This is a genomic window from Roseateles sp. P2_H4, from assembly GCF_056403315.1.
In genome coordinates this window covers 59,484-84,966 of the sequence record NZ_JBFUFR010000002.1, presented here as the reverse complement: position 1 = coordinate 84,966, position 25,483 = coordinate 59,484, and the positions used below count along the sequence as shown (strand labels likewise).

At 67.5% G+C, this 25,483-nt stretch carries 21 protein-coding genes and 1 tRNA gene; 12 read left to right on the top strand and 10 right to left on the bottom strand.

What is annotated here, in order from left to right:
• Position 1 precedes the first annotated feature (1 nt).
• The 4 genes from AC1DW3_RS02055 to AC1DW3_RS02040 all read left to right on the top strand — a co-directional run bounded on the left by AC1DW3_RS02055 (position 2) and on the right by AC1DW3_RS02040 (position 7,370).
• Entirely contained in the window at positions 2-487 is a 486-nt protein-coding gene (locus AC1DW3_RS02055) for a serine kinase (RefSeq protein ID WP_477928126.1), read from the top strand.
• Positions 487-1,281 (top strand): type III secretion system export apparatus subunit SctT, encoded by a 795-nt coding sequence (gene sctT / locus AC1DW3_RS02050; protein ID WP_477928124.1) that lies wholly within the window; start codon positions 487-489, stop codon positions 1,279-1,281. The genes AC1DW3_RS02055 and sctT overlap by 1 nt, the downstream gene beginning before the upstream one ends.
• Positions 1,274-2,305, top strand: a complete 1,032-nt coding sequence (locus AC1DW3_RS02045; RefSeq protein WP_477928122.1) for an EscU/YscU/HrcU family type III secretion system export apparatus switch protein — start codon at positions 1,274-1,276, stop codon at positions 2,303-2,305. Before sctT ends, AC1DW3_RS02045 begins: the two co-directional genes overlap by 8 nt.
• A 103-nt stretch (positions 2,306-2,408) precedes the next feature.
• Complete coding sequence (locus AC1DW3_RS02040; protein WP_477928120.1) at positions 2,409-7,370, top strand: MCP four helix bundle domain-containing protein; 4,962 nt, start codon at positions 2,409-2,411, stop codon at positions 7,368-7,370.
• A 71-nt stretch (positions 7,371-7,441) separates the two neighbouring features.
• Here the strand turns inward: AC1DW3_RS02040 and AC1DW3_RS02035 are convergent, their stop codons facing one another.
• From AC1DW3_RS02035 to AC1DW3_RS02020, 4 genes are all read right to left on the bottom strand, one after another.
• On the bottom strand, positions 7,442-8,221 hold the full coding sequence (locus tag AC1DW3_RS02035) for a helix-turn-helix transcriptional regulator (protein ID WP_477928119.1): 780 nt from the start codon (positions 8,219-8,221) through the stop codon (positions 7,442-7,444).
• A gap of 199 nt (positions 8,222-8,420) precedes the next feature.
• Complete coding sequence (locus tag AC1DW3_RS02030; RefSeq protein WP_477928117.1) at positions 8,421-10,955, bottom strand: protein kinase domain-containing protein; 2,535 nt, start codon at positions 10,953-10,955, stop codon at positions 8,421-8,423.
• Between the two features lie 31 nt (positions 10,956-10,986).
• Positions 10,987-11,622 carry a sigma-70 family RNA polymerase sigma factor gene (locus AC1DW3_RS02025; protein ID WP_477928115.1) on the bottom strand — a complete coding sequence of 212 codons (636 nt, stop codon included), beginning with the start codon at positions 11,620-11,622 and terminating at the stop codon, positions 10,987-10,989.
• A gap of 718 nt (positions 11,623-12,340) precedes the next feature.
• Positions 12,341-12,416: transfer RNA gene (locus tag AC1DW3_RS02020), tRNA-Ala, on the bottom strand.
• Positions 12,417-12,467: 51 nt separating this feature from the next.
• Between AC1DW3_RS02020 and AC1DW3_RS02015 the strand changes: the two genes are divergently transcribed.
• Both AC1DW3_RS02015 and AC1DW3_RS02010 read left to right on the top strand, forming a co-directional pair.
• The gene (locus tag AC1DW3_RS02015; protein WP_477928113.1) at positions 12,468-13,358 is read left to right on the top strand and encodes an alpha/beta hydrolase; all 891 of its coding nucleotides are present in this window, start codon (positions 12,468-12,470) and stop codon (positions 13,356-13,358) included.
• Positions 13,359-13,439: 81 nt separating this feature from the next.
• Positions 13,440-13,859: a rubrerythrin family protein gene (locus AC1DW3_RS02010; RefSeq protein WP_056193371.1), complete on the top strand. Its 420-nt coding sequence runs from the start codon at positions 13,440-13,442 to the stop codon at positions 13,857-13,859.
• Here the strand turns inward: AC1DW3_RS02010 and AC1DW3_RS02005 are convergent.
• The gene (locus AC1DW3_RS02005; RefSeq protein WP_477928392.1) at positions 13,856-14,635 is read right to left on the bottom strand and encodes a DUF6207 family protein; all 780 of its coding nucleotides are present in this window, start codon (positions 14,633-14,635) and stop codon (positions 13,856-13,858) included. The genes AC1DW3_RS02010 and AC1DW3_RS02005 overlap by 4 nt on opposite strands.
• On the opposite strand from AC1DW3_RS02005, the gene AC1DW3_RS02000 reads away from it, so the two are divergent.
• Positions 14,516-15,298, top strand: coding sequence for a heterodisulfide reductase-related iron-sulfur binding cluster (locus tag AC1DW3_RS02000; protein WP_477928390.1), 783 nt, complete (start codon positions 14,516-14,518; stop codon positions 15,296-15,298). The genes AC1DW3_RS02005 and AC1DW3_RS02000 overlap by 120 nt on opposite strands.
• Complete coding sequence (locus AC1DW3_RS01995; protein ID WP_477928111.1) at positions 15,295-15,873, top strand: DUF3501 family protein; 579 nt, start codon at positions 15,295-15,297, stop codon at positions 15,871-15,873. Before AC1DW3_RS02000 ends, AC1DW3_RS01995 begins: the two co-directional genes overlap by 4 nt.
• Here the strand turns inward: AC1DW3_RS01995 and AC1DW3_RS01990 are convergent, their stop codons facing one another.
• Genes AC1DW3_RS01990 through AC1DW3_RS01980 form a run of 3 tightly spaced genes read right to left on the bottom strand, consistent with a single transcriptional unit; the run spans position 15,874 to position 20,124 of the window.
• A complete protein-coding gene (locus AC1DW3_RS01990) occupies positions 15,874-18,462 on the bottom strand; it encodes a [protein-PII] uridylyltransferase (RefSeq protein WP_477928109.1) in 2,589 nt (862 codons plus the stop codon).
• 3 nt (positions 18,463-18,465) lie between these two features.
• The gene (gene map, locus AC1DW3_RS01985; protein ID WP_477928108.1) at positions 18,466-19,287 is read right to left on the bottom strand and encodes a type I methionyl aminopeptidase; all 822 of its coding nucleotides are present in this window, start codon (positions 19,285-19,287) and stop codon (positions 18,466-18,468) included.
• A gap of 12 nt (positions 19,288-19,299) precedes the next feature.
• Entirely contained in the window at positions 19,300-20,124 is an 825-nt protein-coding gene (locus tag AC1DW3_RS01980; RefSeq protein ID WP_477928106.1) for an undecaprenyl-diphosphate phosphatase, read from the bottom strand.
• Between the two features lie 128 nt (positions 20,125-20,252).
• On the opposite strand from AC1DW3_RS01980, the gene AC1DW3_RS01975 reads away from it, so the two are divergent.
• The 3 genes from AC1DW3_RS01975 (at position 20,253) to AC1DW3_RS01965 (ending at position 23,147) form a co-directional block, all read left to right on the top strand.
• Positions 20,253-20,888: a TetR/AcrR family transcriptional regulator gene (locus AC1DW3_RS01975; RefSeq protein WP_477928104.1), complete on the top strand. Its 636-nt coding sequence runs from the start codon at positions 20,253-20,255 to the stop codon at positions 20,886-20,888.
• Between the two features lie 46 nt (positions 20,889-20,934).
• Positions 20,935-21,588, top strand: coding sequence for a protein-L-isoaspartate O-methyltransferase family protein (locus AC1DW3_RS01970; RefSeq protein WP_477928102.1), 654 nt, complete (start codon positions 20,935-20,937; stop codon positions 21,586-21,588).
• A 212-nt stretch (positions 21,589-21,800) separates the two neighbouring features.
• Positions 21,801-23,147, top strand: coding sequence for a TolC family outer membrane protein (locus tag AC1DW3_RS01965; RefSeq protein WP_477928100.1), 1,347 nt, complete (start codon positions 21,801-21,803; stop codon positions 23,145-23,147).
• An 18-nt stretch (positions 23,148-23,165) separates the two neighbouring features.
• Here the strand turns inward: AC1DW3_RS01965 and AC1DW3_RS01960 are convergent, their stop codons facing one another.
• Positions 23,166-23,681 (bottom strand): Lrp/AsnC family transcriptional regulator, encoded by a 516-nt coding sequence (locus AC1DW3_RS01960; RefSeq protein ID WP_477928098.1) that lies wholly within the window; start codon positions 23,679-23,681, stop codon positions 23,166-23,168.
• Positions 23,682-23,789: 108 nt separating this feature from the next.
• On the opposite strand from AC1DW3_RS01960, the gene yedA reads away from it, so the two are divergent.
• Positions 23,790-24,692: a drug/metabolite exporter YedA gene (gene yedA, locus AC1DW3_RS01955; protein WP_477928096.1), complete on the top strand. Its 903-nt coding sequence runs from the start codon at positions 23,790-23,792 to the stop codon at positions 24,690-24,692.
• On the opposite strand, the gene AC1DW3_RS01950 is transcribed toward yedA, so the two are convergent.
• On the bottom strand, positions 24,689-25,477 hold the full coding sequence (locus tag AC1DW3_RS01950) for an MBL fold metallo-hydrolase (RefSeq protein ID WP_477928095.1): 789 nt from the start codon (positions 25,475-25,477) through the stop codon (positions 24,689-24,691). The genes yedA and AC1DW3_RS01950 overlap by 4 nt on opposite strands.
• Between the last annotated feature and the right edge of the window lie 6 nt (positions 25,478-25,483).

The following is a 25,483-nucleotide window of genomic DNA, read 5'->3' as shown; positions in this document are numbered from 1 at the left end:
CATGGCCATCGCCTGGAAGCTGCTGGCCGACGTGCGCGAGCGCCATCAGCGCAGCGCGCTGCAGGCCGTCGGGCGTGACCAGCGGGCGCTGCAGGCCTGCGAGGCGAGGGCGCAAGAGGCCGAGCAGCAATGGCTGCAGCAGCACCAGGCCAAGGCGCAGCACTGGCAGTCCACTGTGGCGGCCGTGGGCGAGGGCGGCTGCAGCGTGGCGCAGATGCGCCAGGCGGGAGCCTGGAGCCGCGCGCTCGACGGGCGCATCGTGACGGCCGGCGCGGCCGCGGTGCAGGCACAGGTCGTGGTGGCGCAGGCTGCAGGGCTGCTCGACGCGAGCCGCGCGCAGCTGCGCCGCGCCAGCGCGGAGCTGGAGAAGGCCAGGCAGATGCAGCAGCGCGCCTTGGCAGAGCAACGTGCGCAGCAGGAGCGCCGGCAGGACGAAGCGACCGAGGAAGCCTCGGTGCAGCTGTGGTCGGCGGCGCGGCGGGCCTGATGGACGAGTCCGCCTTCCTCCATCCCGAGCAGCTGCTCGCTTCCATCGCGCTGACGATGCCGCGGCTGTTCGCCGTGTTCGCCGTGACGCCTTTCCTGTCGCCCAACGTCATCACCGGCATGTCGCGCAATTCGCTGATGCTGATGCTGGCGCTGTTCATGTCGCCGCTGGCTGGCGTGATGCCGGCGCTGTCGGTGACGATGTGGGTGGCCATCGCCGCCAAGGAGGCGCTGATCGGCGTGATGCTGGGCCTGGGCTTCGGCATCTTCTTCTGGGCCATCCAGAGCGTGGGCGACCTGATCGACTTCCAGACCGGCACCAGCAACGCCGCTTTCTTCGACCCCGTGGCAGGGCATGACAACGGCCCCACCGGCGAGTTCCTCGGCTGGGTCGTCATCAACCTCTTCGTGTCGGCGGGCGGCATGCTGGCGCTGGTGGGTGCGGTGGTGGACTCCTACCGGCTGTGGCCGGTGGCCGACTTCTTTCCGGACCTGAGCCACGTCATCGAGGCCTTCGCCATCCGCCAGGGCGACACCCTGTTCACCTGGATCGTCAAGCTGGCCGCGCCGGTCATCCTGGTGCTGATGCTGGTGGAGCTGGGCGCCGGCCTGCTGCAGCGCGTGGCACCGCAGCTCAACGTGTTCCAGAGCACGCAGTCGCTCAAGGGCCTGCTGGCCGCACTGATGATGATGCTGTTCATGTATGTGCTGTGGGATTCCCTGCAGCAGTTCCTGCGGCCCGACAACGGCGTGCTCGAGTTCCTGCGCTCTTCCATGAGGCCCCGCGGTGGCTGAGAAGGATCAGGCTCCGACGTCCAAGAAGCTGCGCGACGCACGCAAGCGCGGCGAGGTGGTGTTCAGCCACGACGTGGCGTCCAGCGCCGTCTTCCTGTTCGCCGTGCTGGCCTTGTGGCTGGCCGGCGCCACGATCTTCGGCCTGTGGCGCGAGCTGTGGCTGCATGCCACCAGCGAGCGCCTGTTCATCGCGCCGGACGACGGCGTGCCGGCATTGCTGCTGCACGCCGGGCGAGTGTTGGTTGCCACGATGCTGGGCCTGGGCGCGATGGCGGCGGCGGGCGGCTTCGTCGGTTCGTTCGCGCAGGTGGGCGGGCTGCTGGCCTGGGAGCGCATCAAGCCCGACGTCAACCGGCTCAACCCGGCACAGGGCTTCCAGAAGATCTTCTCGACGCGCAACCTCATCAACCTGCTGAAGATGATGGTCAAGACGGCGCTGCTCGCATCGGTGATGTGGCTGGTGATCCGCGGTTGCCTCGATACCGCGCTGAAGCTCGGCTATGCGACGCCGTCGGCCGCGATGAGCGTCGGCGCCAGCCTCGTGCTGCAGAGCTTCGCCTGGGCGGGGCTCGTCTATGCGCTGATGGCGGGCGTGGACTACGCGCACACGCGCTACGAGTTCATCAAGGGCCTGCGCATGTCCATCGACGAGGTGAGGCGCGAGCACAAGGACGCCGAGGGCGACCCGCTGAACCGCTCGCGCCGCCGCAGCGCCCACTTCGAGGCCGTGTACGCGAGTCTGGCGGACCGCGTGCGCATGGCCTCGGCCGTCATCCATTCGCAGCGCGTGGCGGTGGCCCTGCAGTACCTCGGCGAGCACGACCTGCCGCGCGTGCTGGTGCGCGGCGAGGCCGAGCTGGCCGCACAGATCCGCCGCGTGGCGGGCGAGGCGTTGATCCCGATGGCCTTCGACCCGCAGTTGGCCGAGCTGCTGTACGACGAGGTGCCGCAGGACCAGCCGATTCCGCGCTCGCTGTATGCGCCGGTGGCCCGGCTGCTGCAGTGGGCGCAGCCCGACAGCTAGCTACGTGGACTCGTAGTTGCGATGGCGACACCCCTGCAACTACTGTTGATCGCCGGGCAGGAATGCACATCAGGCCCATCCGCCACAGACAAGGAGAGAGTGAATGCTTGACGCCGTAGGGTCCAGTTCTTTCGTCGGCCGGGACGACGCCGCACAGGCCGAAGAAGCGCGTCGCCGTGCCGAGGAGGCCGCACGTCGCGCCGCCGAGGAAGCGCGCCGCCGTGCCGAGGAGGCCCGCCGCCGCGCCGAGGAAGCCAAGCGCCAGGCCGAAGCCGCGCGCAAGGCTGCCGAGGAAGCGCAAGCCAAGGCGGAGCAGACCCGGGCCCAACAGGACCAGGAGAAGGCAGCGAAGCTGAAGGACGAACACAAGGCCAAGCAAGCAGATGCGCTCAAGGCCGAAGCCCAGGCCGTGTTCAAGGAGAAGGAACACGGCCTCGCCAAGGCCAGGCTGAAGGACGCGCAGGACAACCGCGCGCCGGCCGCGCCGTCGGCCGCCACCCAGCAAGCGCAGAAGCAGGTCGACAAGGCCAGGGCGACCTACGCCTTCTACGATCCATTGGCAGCCGCGCCCCTCTTCAACAGCGGTTCGCCCTTCGTCAACGGCCTGGGGCCGCTGCGCGCCACGCCTCCGCTCGGTGGCAACAACCCGCTGTCGCCCGGGCTGGGGCCCTTGCAGCCAAAGCCGCCCCTGGGCGGCAATCCGCCACCGTTCCTGCAGCCCATGCAGGGCGTGCCCGTCGCCAAGCATGACGTCGACGGCTATGCCCAGCAGATCCAGGACGTCTACGCCCAGTCGGGCGCCGCCACCGCTGCCCAACAGCTCGCGCAGGCGATGGGAGACACGAGCCTGAGCCCCGAGCAGCGCAAGCAGCTGATGGCCAAGGCCCAGCCGGTGGTCAGCAAGCTTGCCGAGACGGCGGGCCAGGAGGCGCGCCACACCGACCTGCCGACCGACGGCCAGGCCGGCAAGACCACGGGCATCGACGACAAGGCGGAGTACCACGCATTGGTCGACGACCTGGCCACGGCGGCCGATGCCGCTGGCGACCCGGCGCAGGCGCGGCAACTCGCGCGCACGTTGCTGGATCACCTCGCCGCGCCAGCCAAGCCAGGCGGTGGTGCCGACGGGCTCGACCTGTTCGGCGATGCGCTGCGCGCGCACAACGTCGGCAAGGGGGCGCTGCACGACGCGGTGCTGTTTGCCTTGCAATCGCCGCAGAACGCGCCGGCGGGCTCGGTGCTGGCGGCATCGCCCGACACGCTCGCGTCCACGGTGCGGCTGATCGCTGGCGTGCCGGAGCCGGCGGGTGTGGCAGGTGCGTCGCCCACCGACCTGGCGGCGATGAAGACCTACACGGACGACGAGATCGACCTGTCCCACGAGCTGCTGCTGGACGCGCGCAAGAAGGAAGCGGAGCTCGCCAAGTACAAGCCCGGCAGCGAGGACTACGAGAAGGCGGCCCAGGCCTACCGCAGCGCCGCCAACCTGACGATCCGGGAACGCGCCAAGAGCGAGCAGGCCATCGCGGCGGAGCTGCGCCAGACCTACAAGGCCGACGCGAAGAACGCGGTGGCCACCGAGGATGCGGCGCACGAGATCGCCAAGCGCTTCCGCGACGACCCCGAGGCGCAGATGGTGGTCGACGCCGCATTGAAGACGGTCAAGACCGAGAACGCCCAGCAGCGCGACACCGGCAACAAGCTCTACGAGTTCCACCGCGCGACCGACCAGGTCACGACGCTGCAGGCGCAGCTCAACGCGACCGGCCACACGGATGAGGGCGCCTACAAGACGGCCCTGGCTGACTACGAGACCAAGCGCAATGCCGTGATGGAGACCCTGGGGCACGAGATCTCGTTGGCCGCCGCCGGGCAGCCGGACGGCGCCGCGCGCGACAAGGCGATCGACGACGCCGCGATGAGCCTGGTCGACCGCTACCTGGGTGACGAAGACCTGACCCGCATGGCCGCAGCGGCGCGCATCATCAGCCACACCGAGAGCGCCAGCGGCACGACCAACCAGATGCTCGCCCTCGGCAAGGCGATGCCGGCCGACACCAGCCTGCAGATCCGCGAGCTGGTGATGTCGGACCCGGGCGTGAAGAAGCTCGTCGACAGCTATGTGAACGAATCGGCCCAGGCCGTCACCGACGCCTACGACAAGGGCGTCAAGGACTACAAGGACGAGTACGGGGACACCTACCGACGGGACAAGAACTATGCGGCACCCGCCACGGCGGCCACGCGCAAGTTGATGGAGCTGACCGACCCGGCCCAGCATCCCGAACTCACGCCCGAGATCACGGCGCGCATCGTCAACAAGCTGTTCGGTCCGGACGGCAACGGCACCCTGGACAAGGTGATCGACGACGTCTCGCTGCATGGCGACCACTCCGCGGAGCTGATGACGATCGACGGCACGCCTGAGGATTTCAAGTCCTTCCGCGGCATGGACAACGACATGCTGATGGGCTACGGCCTGAAGGACTTCGACGAGATCATTGGCGGTGTCAGCACGGTCATCGACCGCGCCGCGGCCGGCTCGCATCCGACTGGCAACAGCGCGGACGGCAAGCCGGTGATGGCCTGGGAATCCGACGAAGTGCAGAAGGCTGTCGAGTCTGCCGGGCAGTCCTTCACGATGAACATCGTCGAGAACTGGGGGCCGCAGCAGGGGCGTCTCAATGGCGGCTTCCAGCGCGCCATCGCCAACGGTTCAGGGGCGACGCTGGCTCTGGAGACGGCCAGGCAGGAAAAGGACTTCCAGTTCAAGATGGATTGGGGCCCGGCCGGCGGGCATGAGGTCGACCTCGCAAAGGAAACCCTGCAAAGCACCGCCAAGGGCTTGGACGACCTGAAGAAAAACTCGCGCCAGCTGTTCGAAGACAAGCACAAGGACATGGCCGCGCTTGAAGTGCCGCAGCTGCGCTTCGGCAAACTGATGACCGAGGAGCAGCAGCAGAAAGCGCTGCAGGCCGTGATCAAGCAGCACCCCGACTTCGCCAAGGCCTTCGAGGACGGCAAGCGCGCCCTGGACGCGCGCGGCTACCAGCTGCTGCGCGACACCGAGATGGTCACCTTCTATGGCCAGGACGACAGGCTGGGCAAGCAGGACGGCTACAGCCAGGTGGACGACAAGCGCACGGCGCTGCTGGACGACGACTACACCAAGACCATGCTGATGGGCAGCGATGCCGCCTCGACCCGCATCAAGGAGCAGGCGGTGCATTCGTCGCTGAACTGGATGCGCGACGCCGGCATCACACCGCCTGCGGCTGCAGGGGTGGTGCCGGTGAACCTGTACCTGCAGTGGACCGGCGACTTCGCCGAGAACGCCATCGAGAACAACAAGCTCAAGGGGGTCTACGGTGCTGGCTATGGGCGGCTGGGCAACCATGGCCCGGCGGCGGCGGCGAGCTGGGGCGCGGTGGGCGTCACGCAGCTGTGGTTCACGGACTACCTCTATCACAACCTCAAGTTCGACTCGAGCGAGTCCTGGCGCAAGCCGGTGCTGCTGGGGCTGGTGGGGGGCTTCGCGGGCATCAAGGTGCTCGAGGCCGGTGCCGCGCTGGCGCACAAGGGCGCCCAGGCACTGCCGCCGAGCATGCAGAGGGTTCTCAACGACACCAGGGGCCTGCCGAGCCTCAGCACGATCGAGCGCGGCAGCGAGTTCACCCGCACCGCCGAATGGAAGTCCATCGGCTTCTTCGGCCTGCTGCATGCCGATGCCGCGGTGTGGGACTTGAGCCGCGCGAAGGGTGAAGTCAACAACTTCATCGACGGAAAACCGGTGGACCAGCGCAACTTCTGGACCGCCACCGTCAACCTGTCCAACGACGTCGCGATCTCGACGCTCGAGTTCAAGGGGGCCTGGAACCTGCTGAAGGATCCGCTGGTCACCACCGAGGAGGCCAAGCGGATCGCCGCACGAGGTGGCGCGGCTGTGACGCGCGATGGACCGATCAAGGCGGCGCAGCTGGCCATCGAGGGCGCCGTCAACAAGTACGCGCTCGGCCGCTTCGGCTTGAAGGCGGTGATGACGCCGGCGAATATCTACGAGGCGGTCGGCAAGTTCATGGCCAAGAAGCTCCCTTTCATGGAGGCCGGCCCTGCAGGCTGGCTGGCCACCATGGCCTGGACGGCGACCGACCTGGTCAACTGGTACGGCAATGAGCAGAAGATCCACAAGCAGCTGGAATCGGTGGATCGAGACTTCCTCTCCGCCGCCGGCATGTTGCCGGGCGCCGCCGACAATCTCGCCGACCGCGACCTGCTGAAGGCCAACTTCAACCGCTGGCTCAGCGGCGAGTCGCTGGCCGAGGGGCTGCTGGATGCCTACAGCGATGCCAAGGGCGACCCCGACAAGTTCGTGGACTGGGTCAACGAGCTGCAGCGCACGGGTCGGCTGGAGCAGGTACGCCAGGCGTCCGAATACGACACCGACAAGCAGGCGCCGGAGCACTACGAGGCCTTCCTGGCCCTGCCCGAGGACCCGACCAAGGTGGATCTTTCCTATTCGAGCGTGGCCTACAACGGCAGCAAGAAGCGCTTCGAGGACCCGATGACGCAGACCTACTACCGCGGTGGCAGCTGGGTCTACGACAAGGACATCGCGGCCGCACCCGGCGCCGCCAAGGTCAACGACCCCAGCAAGGCGCACTACTTCATCGACTACAACCCGGAGTCGCGCGAGATCCATTGCATGGCCGACGTCAACATCCGGCTGTCTGCCCGTGGGGGTGAGGGCTTGAAGAACTGGCTGCAGGCGCATGGCATGGCGCCGCCGCCCCTGCCCAAGCCCGACGACACGCCGCCCGCGCCGGTGGACACGTCGAAGACCGCACGCGGCAACACCTACACCGTGAAGGCGGATGAGAGCGTCTGGAGCATCGCCGGCAATGATCCCAAGGTCGTGGAGTGGATCTATGGCCACAACCTGTGGCTCAACGACCGCATGGAAAGCGACAAGCGTCCCATCAACGCGCGCGGCGGCCAGAACCCCAACTACATCGAAGTGGGCGATGTGCTGGTGTTGCCCGATGGCTACCACGCGCCGAAGTCATGAACGCCACCCGGGCCGCCGGCCCGTCGGCGGGTCCATCCGACGAGGCCGCCCGCGCAACAGCGGGCGGGCGCTCAGGCGACGTGCGGAGTGGGCCCCAGTGCGGCCTGCATCAGTTGCAGGCGATTGCGCACGCCGAAGCGCTTGCGCAACTGGCGCATGTGGTAGTCGACGTTGTGCAGCGAGAGGTCGAGTTGGGCGGCAATGAGCTTGTCGGGCAGGCCGCGCGCCAGCCGCGCCAGGATCTCGCTCTGCAGCGGCGTCAGCGTGCCGGCCGCGCTGCGCGGATCGTTTGCTTGCGGCGCCAGCGTGTAGCGGCTGTAGAACTCATGCAGGCACAGGGCCAGGGTCAGGACCTGGCCCAATACCGCATCGGTCATCCAGTCGCGGCTCGGTCGCTTCGAGACCAGGCTGATGATGTGGCGGTCACGCCCCGGCATGCCCGGCAGGCCCATCATCACGCCGCTGCCGGCGCCGGTGGCGCGCAGGTCATCAAAGAAGCGCTGGCGCAGGCCCCGCAGGTAGGAAGGCGTGTCGGCCTCGACCTCCAGCTCGTCAAGCGTCCACATGACCGGCAGGCCAGACTCGGGAACGCGCTGCAGCCGCGGATCGACCAGGTGGTAGGACTCGGTGAAATAGCGCTGGGTCCAGGCAGGATCGGCATAGGTCGTGCAGAACGACCGCGGCACGGGCCGGTCCCCTGCCTGGCTGAAGCAGCCGTAGCCCAGCCATTCAAAGCCGAGCGACTGCAGCATCGCCTTCACCGAGCGCTGGCGCAGCTCGGGCGTCTCGGCAGCCATCAGCGCGACCAGCAGTGCCGGCAGCAGGCGTTGCTGGGTCAGGTCTCGTTCCACTCCTGGCGGCTCGTCGTGCAGCAAGACCGGCGCCACGCCGTTTGCTCCCGGCTGCTGAAGGTAGTCATCACGGCGGAACGCCGATCCCAAAGACGTCAACATTCCCATGCCATCCACCTCGGCTGCGCACCAGTTCCAGATACCGCTTAAGGCGAGAAACGCGGAGCGACCAGCTCATGGCGTTTCAGCTGGATACGCTTTAGTTGGGTGTCGATGGGTCGCAGCGACGCAGTGACTGCGACACGACGTCCGGCGTGGTGCCGGTCGGCCCGACACCGTTGCGGCTCTGCACTTCCTGCAGGATGACCAGGCTGCGTCGCCACGCGGCGCACGCCCGTTGATGCTGGTGGCCGGCGGCAAGGGCCTGGCCCAGCAGATAGTGGGCGACACCCTGCTTGTAGCGGGTATTCAGGTCGCGCAGCGAACCCTCGGGAAGGCTGTTGTAGCCCTCCACCGCCTGCTGCGCCGCTGCAACGGCGGCCACCGCGTCCCCGTTGGCCAGCAGCGCCTTGCTCATCGAACCGGTGACGATGGCCACCTCGGCGCGCAGTTGCGCGTTGCTGGGGTCCCGGCCGCTCAGCTCGGAGAGCATCTGGACCGCCTGCCGGTAGGCGTTGGCCGCGTCGCGTGGCTGCTTGGCGCGCATCAGGGCCGCGGCCAGGTTGGCGTGATGGGCGGCGAAATTGCGTTTCAGGCGCGCGTCGTCGCCATGCTTTTTCACGATCGGTTCCTGCAGCTCGAGGGCGCGTCGGAATGAGGCGATGGCCAGCTGGACCGTCGCGGCTTCCGCATCGCGCTCGAAATAGTAGGTACCTTCTTCCAGGTAGGTGGTGGCGAGCCCGGACGTGGCCGTCTCGTCGCCAGGGCGGCTGGCCAGGATGGCCAGGTACAGGCGCCGGGCGGCTTCCAGGCTCTTGAAGAAGGGCTCCACCTTGTCGACGAAGCGCTGGACCTGCGCCAGCTGGGAATGCATGGCGGCATGGATGGTCTGCAGTTCGGGATCCAGCGGGCCACGTGCGGCCAGCTTGTCCATCAGCCCGACACCCTGGGCCACCAGTGGCTCCGCGGCGGCATCGTCATCCTGGGAGGCCAGCAACGTGCCCTTGCGCTGATAGAGCTGGGCGAGCGCAGCCATGGCATGGGACTGGGTCGGCTCGGTGACGCGCGGGTTGCCGACCAGATCCTTCACCAGCGCGATGCCGCGGTCATAGCTCTCGCGCGCGCTCTTCGGGTCGCCGAGGTTGGCCGAATACGGGCGCCCCTGGATGTCGCCGATGCTGCGGTATCCGCTGGCCAGTTCGATCTGCAGCTCGGCGTCCCCTGCGGCTTCGGCGCTCAAATGCCGCAGCGAGTCGAGCGCGTTCTGAACGACCATGCGTCGCGCCGCCGTGCCTCCCGGCAACGGGGCGAGCGCCTTTTGAAGGTCACGCAGCATGAGGGTTGCCAGCTTGCGGACATCGGCGAAGTGCTGCTCCGCACGGGCCTTCTGCCGACGTGCCTCATACGCTTCATAGGCCGCCACCGTGGAGGCGACCACCAGAACCAGCAGTGACGCCGAGAGCACCACGCGGTGGCGTCGCAGGAAGCGGCCCATGCGGTAGCGCCACGCATGGGGCCGGGCCTCCACTGCGAGGCCTTGCAGGTGCCGGGAGAGGTCGTCCGCCAGTTCCGCGGCGCTGGCATAGCGCTGCGCCGGCGACTTGTGGAGGGCCTTCATGACCACTGCATCCAGGCCGCCGCGCAGCTGCCGCCTCAAGGCGCGGGCGCCGGTCAAGGCGGCGTCGATTGCCTGGCTTGGCCAGGGAGGGTCGCGTTCGCAAATCGCCTGGTTCAGCGAGCCGTCGCCGACGTCGCGACCGTAGGGGCTGGTCCGGGCGAGCAGCCGGTACAGCAGCACGCCCAGCGAGTAGACATCGCTCGCCGGCGAGACCGGCTCGCCGCGGATCTGCTCGGGACTGGCGTATTCGGGCGTCAGGATGCGATAGGACCCGCCCGTGGGCTTGGGGTCGGCCGGCGCCGGACGCAGCTGCTCGGCGATGCCGAAATCCAGCAGCTTCACCGTGCCGTCGTCGCGCACATGGATGTTGCTCGGCTTCAGGTCGCGGTGCACCACGCCGCGTCGGTGTGCGTAGCCCACGACCTGGCAGACGGTGACGAAAAGTCGCAGCCGTTCGTCCACCCCGAGCGCGCGGTCGTCGCAGTAGGCGTCAATGGCGTCGCCTTGAACGAGCTCCATGACAAACCACGGTGCGCCGTCATCCGTGACGCCGGCATCGATCAGCTTGGCGAGGTTGGGATGGTCGAGCGAGGCGAGGATGCGCCGCTCGGCCCAGAACGGTTCCAGCGCAACGGCCTGGTCGGCATCGGCCCTCATCACCTTGATGGCCACCTGCTGCTCGTAATGGCCGTCGGCGCGTTCACCGAGGTAGACCTCGCCCATGCCGCCGCGGGCAATCAGGGACACGAGCCGGTAGGTACCCAGTGTCCGCCCCAGCCATGCCCCGGACGCGCGTTGCTCCAGCGCCTCGAGCATGAATTCGGCGGGGGACTCGTCCAGGGGGCTGGCCGCAATGTCAGCGGCGACTAGCAGTTCTTCGACCTCGCGCATCAGCACGGCGTCGCCGCCGCTGGCTTGCCGCGCGAAAGCCCTGCGCTCGTGTGCAGGACGCTCGATGGCGTCGGCCACGACGGCCTTGGCACGCCGCCACAGCTCGGCTTCCAGCGATGCGCTCAAGGGTGGGGTCTCCCGGGACAGCGATACCCGCTCATGCCGGCGCCGCGGCGGAGTACTGGTCGTGGCGGGGCGCTGCTGCAGCGGGCCGCGCCATTTCGCGCAGCAGCCAGGCGCGCGCCGTCACCCATTCCCGCTTCACCGTCGCCGCAGAAATCCCCAGCGTCTCGGCGGTCTCGTCGATGCTGAGCCCGCCGAAGTAGCGCAGTTCAACGACCTGGTTCTGCTGCGGGTCGAGGCGTTCCAGCCTTTGCAAGCACTGGTCCAGCGCCAGGATGTTGAGCGCCAACTCGCCCGCCTGGACGGACTGGTCCCAATGCGTGGGCACCTCATGGATCTCTTCGAGGCTCACCGCGATCTGACCGCCACCGCGCTTGCCTGTCTGGCGTGCGCGCGCATGATCGACCAGGATGTGGCGCATCAGCTTGGAGATCAGCGCAAAGAGTTGGGAGCGCGACTTCCACTGCACTGCGCGTTCCTGCGACAACCGCAGGAAGGCTTCGTGGACCAGGCCGGTGCCCTGGAGCGTGTGACCTGAGCGCTCGCCGCGCAGATGGCGGCGCGCGAGATGACGCAGATCGTCATAGACAAGCGGAATCAAGCGCTCGAACGCCTGGCCATCGCCCTCGGCCCATTTCCGAAGCAATTGCGTCACCGGGCCATAGGCCATCTCATCAACGGGTCCGCTCGTCATGATGCAACTAGCTCCTCGCTCAAACTGCTCGGGGTGCGCAGCCTACGTCTGCAAACGGCGATCGACGCGCCGTTTTTTGGCAGCAGCCTCGTTTCAGGGACATTGAAATCGCTTACATGCAAGCGGCGTGTCGTCGATGAGCGCGCCGTCTCTTGCTCGTCCTTGGGCATTTCTCGCTGCTGGACTGAAGGCTAAGCTTTGGCGTATCCGCCATCGGCGACGAAGGTCTTTGCTAACTCGTCCATCGCTTGTGCGGCTGGTGTCCAACCGAAGCTGTCGGCGTCATGCCCGCAGCGGGCTCCCAAGCGTGCGGATGAAAGAGGGCTTGGACGGGGCGAGGCCGATCGGCTTCGTTGCGGTACGTGCCGCAGCTGGGTAGCGGTTCATGGGTTGTCTCCGTTGGTCGTTGTGGGTTTTCGAGCCGGCGCGACCCTCGCCGGCTGCTGATGTCCCGCACTGTGCGGCTTAATGTTATCGATGTCATTTGGGTTTACATCTGATGACATTGATGGCGACAGGAAGCACCGCCAGGACGGCATGCCCCGATCAAAAGTCATGTGCTGCGTGGAAGGACGCGGGCATCTCCGGCGCCGCAGGATGACTTGATCGCGAGAAAAAGAAAAAGCCCTGGAGCATTGATGCTCAAGGGCCTTTTGGTTCCTGCGGCGATGCGGGATCGCTCAGGATGATCGGTTGGTGGAGAGGAGGAGGATCGAACTCCCGACCTCCGCATTGCGAACGCGGCGCTCTCCCAGCTGAGCTACCCCCCCACGCGACCGGGAAAGTATAGCCAAGGGAAGTGGCTGCTATCGTCTTGGCCCATGACGCCCCGCAAGCCGACGACCTGGTTCGAGGCCCAGTACAACAATCGCCAACGCGTGACCGACAGCGCCGACATCCTGGGGCGCTGGGCCCAGGCCTCCGCGCTGACGCGGGAACGCTCCAGCTGCCACCTCGACCTGCGCTACGGGGCCGATCCCAAGCAGACGCTGGACGTCTTCACGCCCGACCCGGCCTTTGGCGGCGGCTTCGCGCCCATCCTCATCGTCATCCACGGCGGCTACTGGCGGTCGCTGGACAAGTCGGACTATTCCTTCCTGGCCGCGAGCTTCACGGACGAGGGCGCCCTGGTCGTCGTGCCGAACTACGACCTCTGCCCCGACGTCGGCATCGAGCGCATCGCCATGCAGCTCACCGAGGCCGTCGCCTGGGCCTGGCGGCACGGGGCCCGGCTGGGCGGGGACCCCAGTCGCATCGTCCTGGTCGGGCATTCGGCGGGTGGCCATCTGGCGGCAATGCTGAGCTGCTGCGACTGGAAGCGCGTGGGCACCGACCTGCCGCGACGCCTGGTGCAGGGCGCCATGTCCGTCTCAGGCCTGCATGACCTCGCGCCGCTGTTGCGCGTGCCCTTCCTGCAGACCGATCTCCAGCTGGATGCGGCCAGCGTGCGGCGGCTGAGCCCCGTGCACTTCCCGGCACCGCGTGCCCCGCAGACGCTGATCGCCCTCGTGGGCGAGCAGGAGAGCGAGGAATACCAGCGCCAGAACCAGTTGATCCGCTCCGCCTGGGGGGCGCGCGCCGTGCCCGTCTGCGAGGCGCTGCCGGGCTGCAACCATTTCACCGTGCTGCACGACCTGGCAGATCCCCAGGGACGCTCCCACCAACTGGCGCGCCAACTGCTGGGCCTGCGTTGGTATAGCGGCCTGCTATGAGGTGCATTGAAGCTATCGATTGGCTGAGCCTGGCCGCACAGGAGTAGCGTCCTCGTCTCCCCACCCCCAACGGAGACTGCGATGAGCTTGAAAGGTTCCAAGACCGAGCAGCACCTGAAAGACGCCTTCGCGGGCGAATCCCAGGCCAACCGCCGCTACCTCTACTTCGCGAACAAGGCCGACATCGAGGGCCAGAACGACGTGGCCGCGTTGTTCCGTTCCACCGCCGAGGGTGAGACGGGCCACGCCCATGGACATCTCGAATTCCTGGAGGCCGTGGGCGACCCCGCCACCGGACTGCCCATTGGCAGCAGCCGCCAGAACCTCGCGGCTGCCGTCGCCGGTGAAACGCACGAGTACACCGACATGTACCCCGGCATGGCCAGGACGGCGCGCGACGAGGGCTTCGACGAGATCGCCGACTGGTTCGAGACGCTGGCCAAGGCCGAGCGCTCGCATGCCAACCGCTACCAGAAGGCGCTGGACGCGCTGGTGGACTAGCAGGCCAGGGGCATAGCTCGAAGCGGCTGCACGAGCGGCCGCAGTCGTCTGCTCGCGCGCCGCGTGCAGACGACTGCGCAGGAGACGCGATGAGCACCAGAGAAGGCAACCTCGAAGCGCCCACCCGACACGCGCTCGATTGGAAGAGCCCCGAGTTCAACGACGAAGCCGCATGCCTCCACGAGATGGAGCGCATCTTCGACATCTGCCACGGCTGCCGCCGCTGCGTCGGCCTGTGCCAGAGCTTCCCGACGCTGTTCGATCTTGTCGACGAGGGCAAGACCGGCGAGGTGGATGGCGTGGCCAAGCAGGATTTCTGGAAGGTCGTCGACCAGTGCTATCTCTGCGACCTCTGCTACATGACCAAGTGTCCCTATGTGCCGCCGCACCCATGGAACCTGGACTTCCCCCACACCATGCTGCGGGCCAAGGCGATCAAGTTCCGCAAGGGCGAGGTCGGCGGCGGTGAGAAGTTCCTGGCGTCCACCGATGTGCACGGCCAGTTCGCCGGCATTCCCATCGTCGTGCAGGCCGTCAATGCCGTGAACCGCACGAAGATCGCGCGCAAGCTGATGGACAAACAGCTGGGCGTGCACCCGGACGCCTGGCTGCCCGAGCTGGCGTCCAAGCGCTTCCGCTGGAGCGCGCCCAAGGCGCTGGCGCAGGTCGTCACCCAGGGCGAGCGCACGCCGGGCAAGGTCGCGATCTTCTCGACCTGCTACGTCAACTACAACGAGCCCGGCATCGGCTTCGACCTGCTCAAGGTGCTGGAGCACAACGCCATCCCCTACGTCATCGTCGAGAAGGAGGCCTGCTGCGGCATGCCCAAGCTGGAGCTGGGTGACCTGGCGTCGGTGGAGAAGCACAAGACGGCCAACATCGCCACGCTGGCGCCCTATGCCAAGGACGGCTTCGCCATCCTGTCGGCCATCCCGAGCTGCACGCTGATGTTCAAGCAGGAGCTGCCGCTGATGTTCCCTGACGAGGACGACGTCAAGCTCGTGCAGGACGCGATGTGGGACCCCTTCGAGTACCTCGTCGCCCGCCACAAGGACGGCCTGCTGAAGACCGACTTCAAGCAGGCCCTGGGCAAGGTGAGCTATCACGTGCCCTGCCATGGCCGCGTGCAGAAGATCGGTCGCAAGACCGAGGAGATGTTCAAGCTCATCGGCCAGCGCGTGGAGGTCAAGCTCAATACCGTCGAGCGCTGTTCGGGCCATGCGGGCACCTATGGCGTGAAGACGCTGACCCACCCGGTGGCGATGAAGATCGGCAAGCCCGTCTTCAAGGCCATGGCCAAGGACGAGCCCGACTTCATCGCCAGCGACTGTGCGCTGGCCGGCCACCACATCGCCCAGGGCATGGCGCAGGCGGGCACGCCCGCCAAGGCGCTGGCCCATCCACTGACCTTGATGCGTACCGCCTACGGCTTGCCATGACCATCACCAAAGACAGCCTGATGACGCTGGAGGCCTACGCCAGGTTTCGCAAGACCGAGAAGCCTGCCATCGTGGCCCACCGCCGGCTGCGCAGCGTGCAGCTGGGTGAGCACCTGAACCTGCAGTTCGAGGACGAGCGCACCATCCGCTATCAGATCCAGGAGATGCTGCGCATCGAGAAGATCTTCGAGGAGGAGGGCATCCAGAGCGAGATCGATGCCTATGCGCCCCTGGTGCCTGATGGCGGCAACTGGAAGGGGACGCTGCTCATCGAGTACCCCGACCCGAATGAGCGCAAGCGCGAGCTGGCCAGGCTGATCGGCGTCGAGGACCGCCTCTTCATCGAGGTCGAGGGCCAGGCTCGCGTCTACGCCATCGCCGACGAGGACCTCGACCGCGAAAACGACGAGAAGACCTCGGCGGTGCATTTCGTGCGTTTCGAGCTGAGCGCGGCAATGCGCCAGGCGGTGAAGGCGGGCGCGGCCGTCAAGCTGGGCTGCGACCACACCCACTATCCGGCGCATGTGCAGATCGCGCCGGAGACGCTGGCCAGCCTTGCTGGCGACCTGAAGTAACTAGGCCGGCAGCGACACCGCGTCCAGCAGCTCGCTCTCGATCTGCAGCTGCGCCTTGTTGTGCTGCAGCGCCGGGCCGTCGACGAGGAAGGTGTCTTCCACGCGCTCGCCCAGCGTCGAAATCTTGGCCAGCTGCAGGTTGATGCCATGCCGCGCCAGCACGCGGGCAATGGCGTAGAGCAGGCCGGCGCGGTCGCTGGTGGAGATCGTCAGCAGCCAGGCCGTGGCGCGTTCGTCCGGACGCAGCGAGATGCGCGGCGTGTAGGGGAAGCTCTTGACGCGGCGCGACAGCCGGCCGCGCCTGGGCTCGGGCAGGGGGCCGTCGGCCTGCAGCGCCGTGCTGAGCTTCTGCTCCACCAGCGGCACGAGGTCGCGGTGGTGCACGTCGGCCTCGGGTCGGATGACCTGGAAGGTATCCAGCGCATAGCCCTTGCGCGTGGTGTGCACCTTGGCGTCGAGGATGCTGAACCCGGCGGTGTCGAAATAGCCGCAGATGCGGGCGAACAAATCGGTCTGGTCGGGCGAATACACCAGCACCTGCAGGCCTTCGCCGATGGGTGAGGGGCGGGCGCGCACGACGGGCACCTGGGTCTCGACATGGCGCCACAGCGAGCGCGCATGCCAGGCCAGCTCGGCACCTTCATGGCGCGCGAAATAGCTGATGGCCAGCGTCTTCCACAGCGGCTCCTCGGTGCCGGGCAGCTGGGAGTGCAGGGCCAGGTCCTGCCGGGCCTCGGCCTTGCGCGCCTCGATCTCGGCGTCGAGATTGATCTTGGCGCCGCCCAGGGCCCGCAGCGTGATGCGGTAGAGGTCCTCGAGCAGCTTGCCCTTCCAGGCATTCCAGACCTTGGGGCTGGTGCCGCGGATGTCGGCCACGGTCAGCAGGTACAGAGCCATCAGGCGGCGCGCGTCGCCCACCTTGGCGGCGAAGGCGGCGATCACCTCGGGATTGGACAGGTCTTCCTTCTGCGCCACGCGCGACATCGTCAGGTGGTGCTCGACGAGGAAGACGCACATGGCCGTGTCCTCCGCGTTCAGCCCATGCTGGCGGCAGAAGCGCTTCACCTCGGTCGCGCCCAGCTCGGAATGGTCACCGCCGCGGCCCTTGGCCACGTCGTGGAAGAGGGCGGCGATGTAGAGCAGCTCGGGGGTGTCGAACTGGGCGGCGAGCTGCGAGCAGAAGGGGTACTCGTGGGCATGCTCGGGCACGAAGAAGCGCCGCACATTGCGCAGCACCATCAGGATGTGCTGGTCCACGGTGTAGACGTGGAAGAGGTCGTGCTGCATCTGCCCGACGATGGCGCGGAAGACCCACAGGTAGCGGCCCAGCACCGAGGTCTGGTTCATGAGCCGGAAGGCATGCGTCTGGCCCTCGGGCTCGCGCAGCATGGTCATGAAGGTCGCACGGTTGACCGGGTCGCGCCGCCACGCCGCGTCCATCAGGCCGCGTGCGTTGTACAGCGCCCGCAGTGTGCGTGCCGACAATCCCTTGATGCCCGGCGTCTGCTGGTAGACGAGGAAGGTGCGCAGGATGGCGTGCGGGTCGCGCTGGTAGAGGTCGTCGCTGGCGACCTCCAGCATGCGGCCGCGATCCAGGAAATCGGGTTGGCCCTCGAGGGCGCGCAGCAGGTCCTGCTGGGAACCGTTGATCTGCTCTTCGAGGTTCAGCAGCAGGATCTGGTGCAGCTGCGTGACCGCCTTGGCGGCCCAGTAATAGCGCCGCATCAGCACCTCGGAGGCGCGCTGGGCGCCCGTGCCCTCGAAGCCGAAGCTCTGGGCGACGGCGGTCTGCAGGTCGAAGACGAGACGGTCCTCGCGCCGGCCGGCGACGGCATGCAGCCGCGCGCGGATCAGCCTCAGCTGACCCTCGTTGCGCTGCAGCTGCTTGCTCTCGAAGGCCGTGATGAGGCCGCGCTGGGCCAGGGCCTTCCAGGTCTTGCCCAGGCCGGCCGCACGCGCGATCCAGATCAGCATCTGCAGGTCGCGCAGGCCGCCGGGGCTTTCCTTGCAGTTGGGCTCCAGCGCGTAGGGCGTGTCGTCGAACTTGGTGTGGCGCTGCAGGCTCTCCAGCGTCTTGGCGCGAAAGAAGGCCTTGGCGTCCATGGCCTGCGTGAAGCGCTTGGCCATCAGCTTGAACAGCTTGGCGTCCCCGGCCAGCGCCCGGGCTTCGAGCAGGGCCGTCTGGATGGTCACGTCGCCCTGGGACTCGGACAGGCATTCACCCAGCGTGCGCACCGAGGAGCCGATCTCCAGGCCCAGGTCCCAGCAGGCCGTGATGAAGCCCTCGATGGCCGACTTGACCGGCCCCGGCACATGGGCCTCGACGCCATCGGGCAGCAGCACGAGCACGTCGACGTCGGAATGCGGGTAGAGCTCGCCACGGCCATAGCCGCCGACGGCCGCAAGGCAGGCGCCCTCGGGCATGCCCGCACCTTCCCAGAGGGTGCGCAGCGTGTCGTCGACATGCCGGGCCAGGCTGCGCAGCAGGCTCTGGGCGCCGGCCTGCGTGGGCCGCGCGGCCAGAAAGCCGTCGATCAGCGTCTGCTTGCCCGCCTTGAACTGCTGGCGGAGCTCGGCAAGCGTGGCCACGGCTTACGCGGTCGCCGCAGCGGCCTGCGTGATGAAGGCGGGCGGAGGCGGGCTGCCGGCGGAGAGTGTCATGACCTCGTAGCCGGTGTCGGTGACGAGGATGGTGTGTTCCCACTGGGCCGACAGCGAGCGGTCCTTGGTGACGATGGTCCAGCCATCGCCCATCTCGCGGATCTCGCGGCGGCCGGCGTTGATCATGGGCTCGATGGTGAACATCATGCCGGGCACCAGTTCGTCCAGCGTGCCGGGGCGGCCGTAGTGCAGCACCTGCGGCTCCTCGTGGAAGACCTGGCCGATGCCATGGCCGCAGAACTCGCGCACGATGGAGAAGCCGGCGTTCTCGGCAAAGGTCTGGATGGCGTGGCCAATGTCTCCCAGGCGCGCGCCGGGCTTGACCTTGGCGATGCCCTTCCACATGGCTTCGTAGGTGAAGGCGCACAGTCGCTTGGCCGCGATGGAGCCCTCGCCGACGACGAACATGCGGCTGGTGTCGCCATGCCAGCCGTCCTTGATGACGGTGACATCGATGTTGACGATGTCGCCGTTCTTCAGCGCCTTGTCGTTCGGGATGCCGTGGCAGACCTGGCTGTTGACCGAGGTGCAGATCGACTTGGGGTAGGGGATGTAGCCGGGCGGGCAGTAGTTCAGCGGGGCGGGGATGCCCTGCTGCACGTTGACGATGTGGTCGTGCGCGAGCTTGTCCAGCTCGTTGGTCGTGATGCCGGGCTTGACGTGAGCCGTGAGCATGTCCAGGACTTCGGACGCCAGGCGTCCGGCGATGCGCATGCCTTCGACATCGGCAGCGGTCTTGATCGTGATGGCCATGCCTGAATTATCTCAGTCCGCCCAGATGACCGTACCGGTCAACCAGGTTGCCAGTACGACGATGCCGAAGGCAATGCGATACCAGGCGAACGGCACGAAGGTGTGGCTGGACACATAGCGCAGCAGCCAGCGCACGCAGGCCCAGGCGGCCAGGAAGCTGACGATGAAGCCGACGGCGAACATCGGGAAGTCGGCCATCGACAGCGCATGGCGCTCCTTCCACAGGCTGTAGCCGCCGGCCGAGATCAGCGTCGGGATGGCCAGGAAGAAGGAGAAGTCGGTCGCGGCCTTGCGCGACAAGCCCAGCAGCATGCCGCCGATGATGGTGGCGCCCGAGCGGCTGGTGCCGGGGATCATGCCCAGGCACTGCACCAGGCCGACCTTGAGGGCGTCCAGCGGTGTCATGTCGTCCACGCTTTGCACGCGCGCCACCGGCTGCGCGCGCTTTTCCACCCACAGGATGATCAGCGCGCCGACGATGAAGGCGCCGGCCACGACGGGCGCGTTGAAGAGATGCGCCTTGATGGCCTTGTAGACGGTGAGGCCGACGATGCCGGCCGGCAGGAAGCCGATGGCAATGTTGGCGATGAAGCGTTGCTGCTTGGCACTGTTGGTGATGCCGCCCAGGGCTTCCCGGATGCGCGCCCAGTAGACGATGAGCACTGCCAGGATGGCGCCGCTCTGGATGGCGATGTCGAAGACCTTGGACTTGGCGTCCGTCATGCCCAGCAGGCTGCCGGTCAGGATCAGGTGGCCCGTGGACGACACCGGCAGGAACTCGGTCAGCCCCTCGACGATGCCCATGATGGCGGCTTTGATCAGCAGGATGGCATCCACGTAAACGGCTCCGAAAGGCAGGGAATTTCAAAAGGCGGCGCAGTGTAGCGAGCAGCCAGGTCACGTCCTTGCGGGCGGCTGGCCGCCGCGGCTACATTACTGACTCTCCGGTCATTAACTCAGCCGTCTTGGCCACTGCCACCCCCCGCCAACGCCGCAAGGACGCCCGCCCCCAGGAGCTGCTGGATGCCGCCCTGGCGCTTTTCGTCGAAAAGGGCTTTGCCGCCACCCGCAGCGAGGAGATCGCCGCGCGCGCCGGCGTCGCCAAGGGCACGCTCTACCGCTACTACCCGAGCAAGGACGAGCTCTTCAAGGCCATGGTGCGCGACAACCTGTCCGTGCACATCGCCGAATCGGCCGCCCAGGCGGCGCAATACGAAGGCTCCATCGCCGAGCTGCTGAGCCAGATGATGCAGGCCTGGTGGGCCAAGGTCGGCCATGGCAATGCCGGCGTCGTCTGCAAGATCATGATGGTGGAGGCGCGCAACTTCCCCGAGCTGGCGCGCTTCTATGTGGAAGAGGTCATCCGACCCTCCCAGGCGCTGATCGGCGGCCTCATCGAGCGCGGCGTCCGCACCGGCGAATTCCGTGCCGTGCCGGTCGAGGCCACCGTGCACATGCTGATCGCGCCCATGCTGCACATGCTGCTGCACGAGCACTCCTTCGGCGAGCACGACATCTGCCACCAGACCATGGGTGCCGAGGAGCTGCTGGACGCCCAGATGTCGCTGCTTCTGCACGGCTTGCTGGCCACCCCCGGCTGACCTCTAGAATTTTGGCTTTTGCCGTCGACCGCGCCCGGAGAACAAGATGAACCTCGAACAAGTCCGCTTCAACATGATCGAGCAGCAGGTCCGCCCCTGGGATGTGCTCGATACCAGCGTGCTGGAGTTGCTGCGTGTCGTGCACCGCGAGGACTTCGTGCCCGAGGCCCACAGGCTGCAGGCCTTCGTCGACACCGAACTGCCGCTGACGGCCACGCGCCGCATGCTGGCGCCCAAGGTCGAGGCCCGCCTGCTGCAGGAGCTCAAGGTGCAGCGCCACGAAAAGGTGCTGGAGATCGGCGCCGCGACGGGTCACCTGGCCGCGCTGCTGGGCCACAAGGCGCAACGCGTCGTCGCACTGGAGCCAGATGCCGGCCTCGCCGCGGCCGCCACCGCCAACCTGAAGCGCGCCGGCGTGCTCAACGCCACCGTGCTGAACCAGGACGGCGCCAACGGCCTGGCCGCCGAGGAACCCTTCGACGTCATCCTGCTGTCCGGCTCGGTCGCCGCCGTGCCGCAAGTCCTGCTGAACCAGCTCAAGGTCGGTGGCCGCCTGGCGGCCATCGTCGGCGGCGAGCCGGTCATGCGCGCCGTGCTGATCACTCGCACCGGTGCCAGCGACTTCCGCACCGTGGAGATGTTCGACACGGTGGCCGGCCGCCTGCCCGGTTTTTCCGAAGCGCCGGCGTTCAGCTTCTAAGTGATGTCGGCCCCCACGCGCCCATTGGCCGCTGCCCCCCGAGGGGGCGTCAGTGGCTTCGGGCGGCCGTGCGCCACTTGGATGCAGTTCGTCGCCATAAAACGCCGCTTGCCCCCGTTTGGGCGCAGGTCGTCACATGGCTTCAGTCATCGGCGGGCTTTGCCTCTATAAACCCGGCCGCGCTCACTACATTGCTCCAGTCAAGGAATCCCATGCCCTTCGTCACAGCCTATCGCCTGACCCTGCAACCGCTGGCCATTGCCGCCAGCCTCCTGCTCGCCGGCGTGGCCCAGGCCCAAAGCCTGCAGGAGCTCTATGACGCGGCCAGGGGCTATGACGCGACCTATCTGGCCAGCCGCAACAGCGCCGACGCCGCTGCCGCGCGCGCCGCTGCAGCCGAGTCGCTGATCCGTCCGTCGCTGTATCTGTCCAGTTCCGGCACGCTGACGCGCACCGATCCGCCGTCGACGGGCGCCTACAACACGCGCACGCTGCAGGCCGGCCTGTCGGGCAAGTACTCGGTCTACAACGCCAGCAACATCCCGACCATCGACAAGGCCCGTCGCGCCTACGCCCTGGCCCAGTCCGACCTGGACCTGTCCGAGCAGGACCTGATGGTGCGGCTTGCCACGGCTTATTTCGATGTGCTGGCCGCCAAGGACGCGCTGACGACCTCGCGCGCCAACAAGACCGGCATCGCGGAACAACTGGCCTCGGCCAAGCGCAATTTCGAGGTCGGCACCGCCACCATCACCGACACGCGCGAAGCCCAGGCCCGCTATGACCTCGCCGTGGCCCAGGAACTGGCCGCCGACAACGACCTGCGCGTCAAGCGCGTGACGCTGGACCAGTTTGTCGGCCGCGTCGGCGTCGAGCCCAAGGGCMTGGCCGTGCCGGTCGCGCTGCCGGCCCTGCCGAGCGACAACATCGACACCTGGGTGGCCACGGCCGACGACCAGCATCCCAACGTCCGCCGCGCCCGACTGGCCCTGGAAATGGCCCAGCTCGACACGCAGATCGCCCGCGCCGGCGAGAAGCCGACGCTGGACGCCAGCGCCACGCTGGGCGGCCAGAACACCCACACCAGCCCCGCCATCATTGCCGCGCAGCAGGGCGCTGCCGGCACGGGCAAGAACGCCAGCGTCGCGCTGACCTTGAGCTACCCGCTCTACACGGGCGGCGCGACGCAGAACCGCATCAAGGAAACCCTGGTGCTGGAAGACAAGGCCCGCAACGATCTCGACTTCGCCCGCCGCAGCGTGGCCGAGGGCACGCGTCGCGCCTTCTTCGGCGTGCAGTCGTTGAAGGCCCAGGTCGCCGCCTACGAGGCCGCCGAGTCGTCCACCAAGCTGGCCCTGGAAGCCACGCAGCTGGGCTACAAGGTCGGCGTGCGCGTGAACCTGGACGTGCTGAACGCCCAGACCCAGCTCTACACGACCCAGCGCGACCTGGCCAAGGCGCGCTACGACGTCGTCGTCAACAGCCTCAAGCTGCGCCAGGCCTCCGGCCAGCTGCGTGCCGAGGACATCAACGCCGCGAACACGCTGCTGGCGAAATAAGTCGCTGCACGGCTGCGATCAAGCCCCGCTCTGGCGGGGCTTTTTCTTGGCGACTGCGGCCGGCACGGGCGTGGGCTCGGGCTCGGCGGTCGTTGGCAGTGGCCTGATCGGCGCATGCTCGCGCACCGCATTCAGGATGATGGCCGTCGACGTGGGCACCTGCTGGCAGAAGCGCGACAGCGTCGCCCGCAGGTGCGCCACATCGCGCACGGCGATCTCCAGGATCCAGCTGTCCTCTCCCGTCACGCCATAGGCCGTCACCACCTCGGGGCTGCGCTCCAGCGCGCGCATCAGTTCACCTTCGTCGAGGTTGCCGATGCGGATGATGGAGCGGATGCCATAGCCCAGCTTGCTGGCGTCGACGACGGCGCGGTAGCCGCGGATGACGCCGCCGTCCTCCAGCTTGCGCACGCGCTCGGTCACCGCGGGCTGGCTCAGGTGCACGCGCCGGCCCAGCTCCGCCATCGTCAGGCGGGCGTCGGCCTGCAATTCGGCCAGGATGCGGTGGTCATGCTGATCGAGTTCGATGGCCATGAATTTCTCTTCAAAGCAGCAGAATGTTCTTGAATATTAAGGCGCAACTCGTCCTTTACCTTCAAGCGTGCATGTTGCAAGGCGACTGAAATTTCTACGATGCCGGCCATGAACACGACGACCCTGCCGCTGAAGTCCACCCCCGGCCTCTCGCCCAAGCTGATGCTCTGCCTGGCCGCCACCTGGCTGGTCTGGGGTTCGACCTATCTGGCGATCAAGCTCGCCTTGGTCAGCCTGCCGCCCTTCTTCCAGATGGGCAGCCGCTTCCTCGTCGCAGGCGCCTTGCTGGCCGGGTGGATGCGCTGGCGCGGCGCGCCCTGGCCGAGTCGCCGCCAGTGGCTGCACGCCCTCGTCATCGGCGGTCTGATGCTGGGTGGCGGCATGGGCGGCACGGCCACGGCCGAGCAGACCGTGGGTTCCGGCCTGGTCGTCGCCTTCATCGCCGTGATGCCCTTGATGATCGCCGGCCTCAATCTGCTGTGGGGCGAGAAGCCGGGGCGGCTGGAGTCGCTGGGCATTGCCTTCGGCCTGGTCGGCGTGCTGCTGTTGACGCAAGGGCAGGGCTTTGGTGCTTCGACCCTCGGTCTGGTTGCGATCAGCGTGGCCTGCGCCAGTTGGGCCGTGGGCAGCGTGCTGTCGCAGCGCGTGTGGCCGCTGGCACCGGGTGCGATGGGCTTTGCCAGCGAGATGCTGGCCGGCGGCGCGGTGCTGATGGGCTTGAGCCTCGTCAGCGGCGAGACGCTGCCCGAGCACATCGAGCCGCAGGCGCTGTGGGCCTGGGCCTATCTGGTCGTGTTCGGCTCGCTGATCGCCTTCAACGCCTACATGGTGCTGCTGGCCGAGGCCTCGGCCGGGCTGGCGTCGAGTTATTCCTTCGTCAACCCGGTCATCGCGATGCTGCTGGGGGTCACGCTGGCCGGCGAGCAGATCAGCGGCAATGAATGGCTGGCCGCGGGCATCGTGCTGCTGGGCGTCGTGTTGCTGCTGGTCGGGCGGGCGAAGGCGCGTTAGCCACCGCCGCGGATATTGGCCTGCAGGGCCGGCTTCATCAGCCGCGGCGCGGCCAGCGTCGCGTCGCGCGCCTGGCGCATGGCGACGAACTCGGCCTCGCTGACGCCGTCGTGCGCATGGATGTTGGCCGCGCACTGCTCGGCCACCGTGGTCTGCCAGCGCGCCTCGCGGCCCGCTGGGTAGTCGTGGCAGACGAAGAGACGGGTCTCGGGCGGCAGCTCCAGCAGGCGCCGGATCGAACGGTAGAGCAGGGCGGCATCACCGCCGGGAAAGTCGGCGCGGGCGCTGCCGCCGTCGGGCATGAAGAGGGTGTCGCCGATGAAGACGGCATCTTCGATCTGGTAGGCCAGGTCGGCCGGCGTGTGGCCGGGGGTGAGCAGGGCGGTCGCCTCGATGCTGCYGATGTGGAGTGACTCGCCGTCACGCAGCAACCGGTCGAAACCGTCGTCCTGCGAAGGCCAGCCTCGCAGTCGGCCGAGCGTGGCCTGCACCTCGCGGGTGTGCTCACCGATGGCGATCAGCCCGCCAGCCTCGCGCCGCAGATAGCGCGCGGCGGACACATGGTCGGCATGGACATGGGTTTCGAGGATCCACTGCAGATCGAGGCCCTGCGCGCGCAGATACGCCAGCAGCAAGTCGGCGCTGGCGGTGCTGGACCGACCGCTGGCGAGGTCGTGGTCCAGCACGGGGTCGATGACGGCCGCCTGGCGTGTTGCCGGGTCGTGCACGACATAGCTGACCGTGCCGGTGACGGGATCGTGGAAGCCTTGGATGGCGACTGGCATGGGTTT

Bases quoted from the DNA above. Each gene is read 5' to 3' on its own strand.
- AC1DW3_RS02055 (WP_477928126.1), top strand. From the start codon at position 2: ATGGCCATCGCCTGGAAGCTGCTGGCCGACGTGCGCGAGCGCCATCAG.
- sctT (WP_477928124.1), top strand. From the start codon at position 487: ATGGACGAGTCCGCCTTCCTCCATCCCGAGCAGCTGCTCGCTTCCATC.
- AC1DW3_RS02040 (WP_477928120.1), top strand. From the start codon at position 2,409: ATGCTTGACGCCGTAGGGTCCAGTTCTTTCGTCGGCCGGGACGACGCC.
- AC1DW3_RS02025 (WP_477928115.1), bottom strand. From the start codon at position 11,622: ATGGCCTATGGCCCGGTGACGCAATTGCTTCGGAAATGGGCCGAGGGC.
- AC1DW3_RS02015 (WP_477928113.1), top strand. From the start codon at position 12,468: ATGACGCCCCGCAAGCCGACGACCTGGTTCGAGGCCCAGTACAACAAT.
- AC1DW3_RS02010 (WP_056193371.1), top strand. From the start codon at position 13,440: ATGAGCTTGAAAGGTTCCAAGACCGAGCAGCACCTGAAAGACGCCTTC.
- AC1DW3_RS01995 (WP_477928111.1), top strand. From the start codon at position 15,295: ATGACCATCACCAAAGACAGCCTGATGACGCTGGAGGCCTACGCCAGG.
- map (WP_477928108.1), bottom strand. From the start codon at position 19,287: ATGGCCATCACGATCAAGACCGCTGCCGATGTCGAAGGCATGCGCATC.
- AC1DW3_RS01970 (WP_477928102.1), top strand. From the start codon at position 20,935: ATGAACCTCGAACAAGTCCGCTTCAACATGATCGAGCAGCAGGTCCGC.
- AC1DW3_RS01960 (WP_477928098.1), bottom strand. From the start codon at position 23,681: ATGGCCATCGAACTCGATCAGCATGACCACCGCATCCTGGCCGAATTG.
- yedA (WP_477928096.1), top strand. From the start codon at position 23,790: ATGAACACGACGACCCTGCCGCTGAAGTCCACCCCCGGCCTCTCGCCC.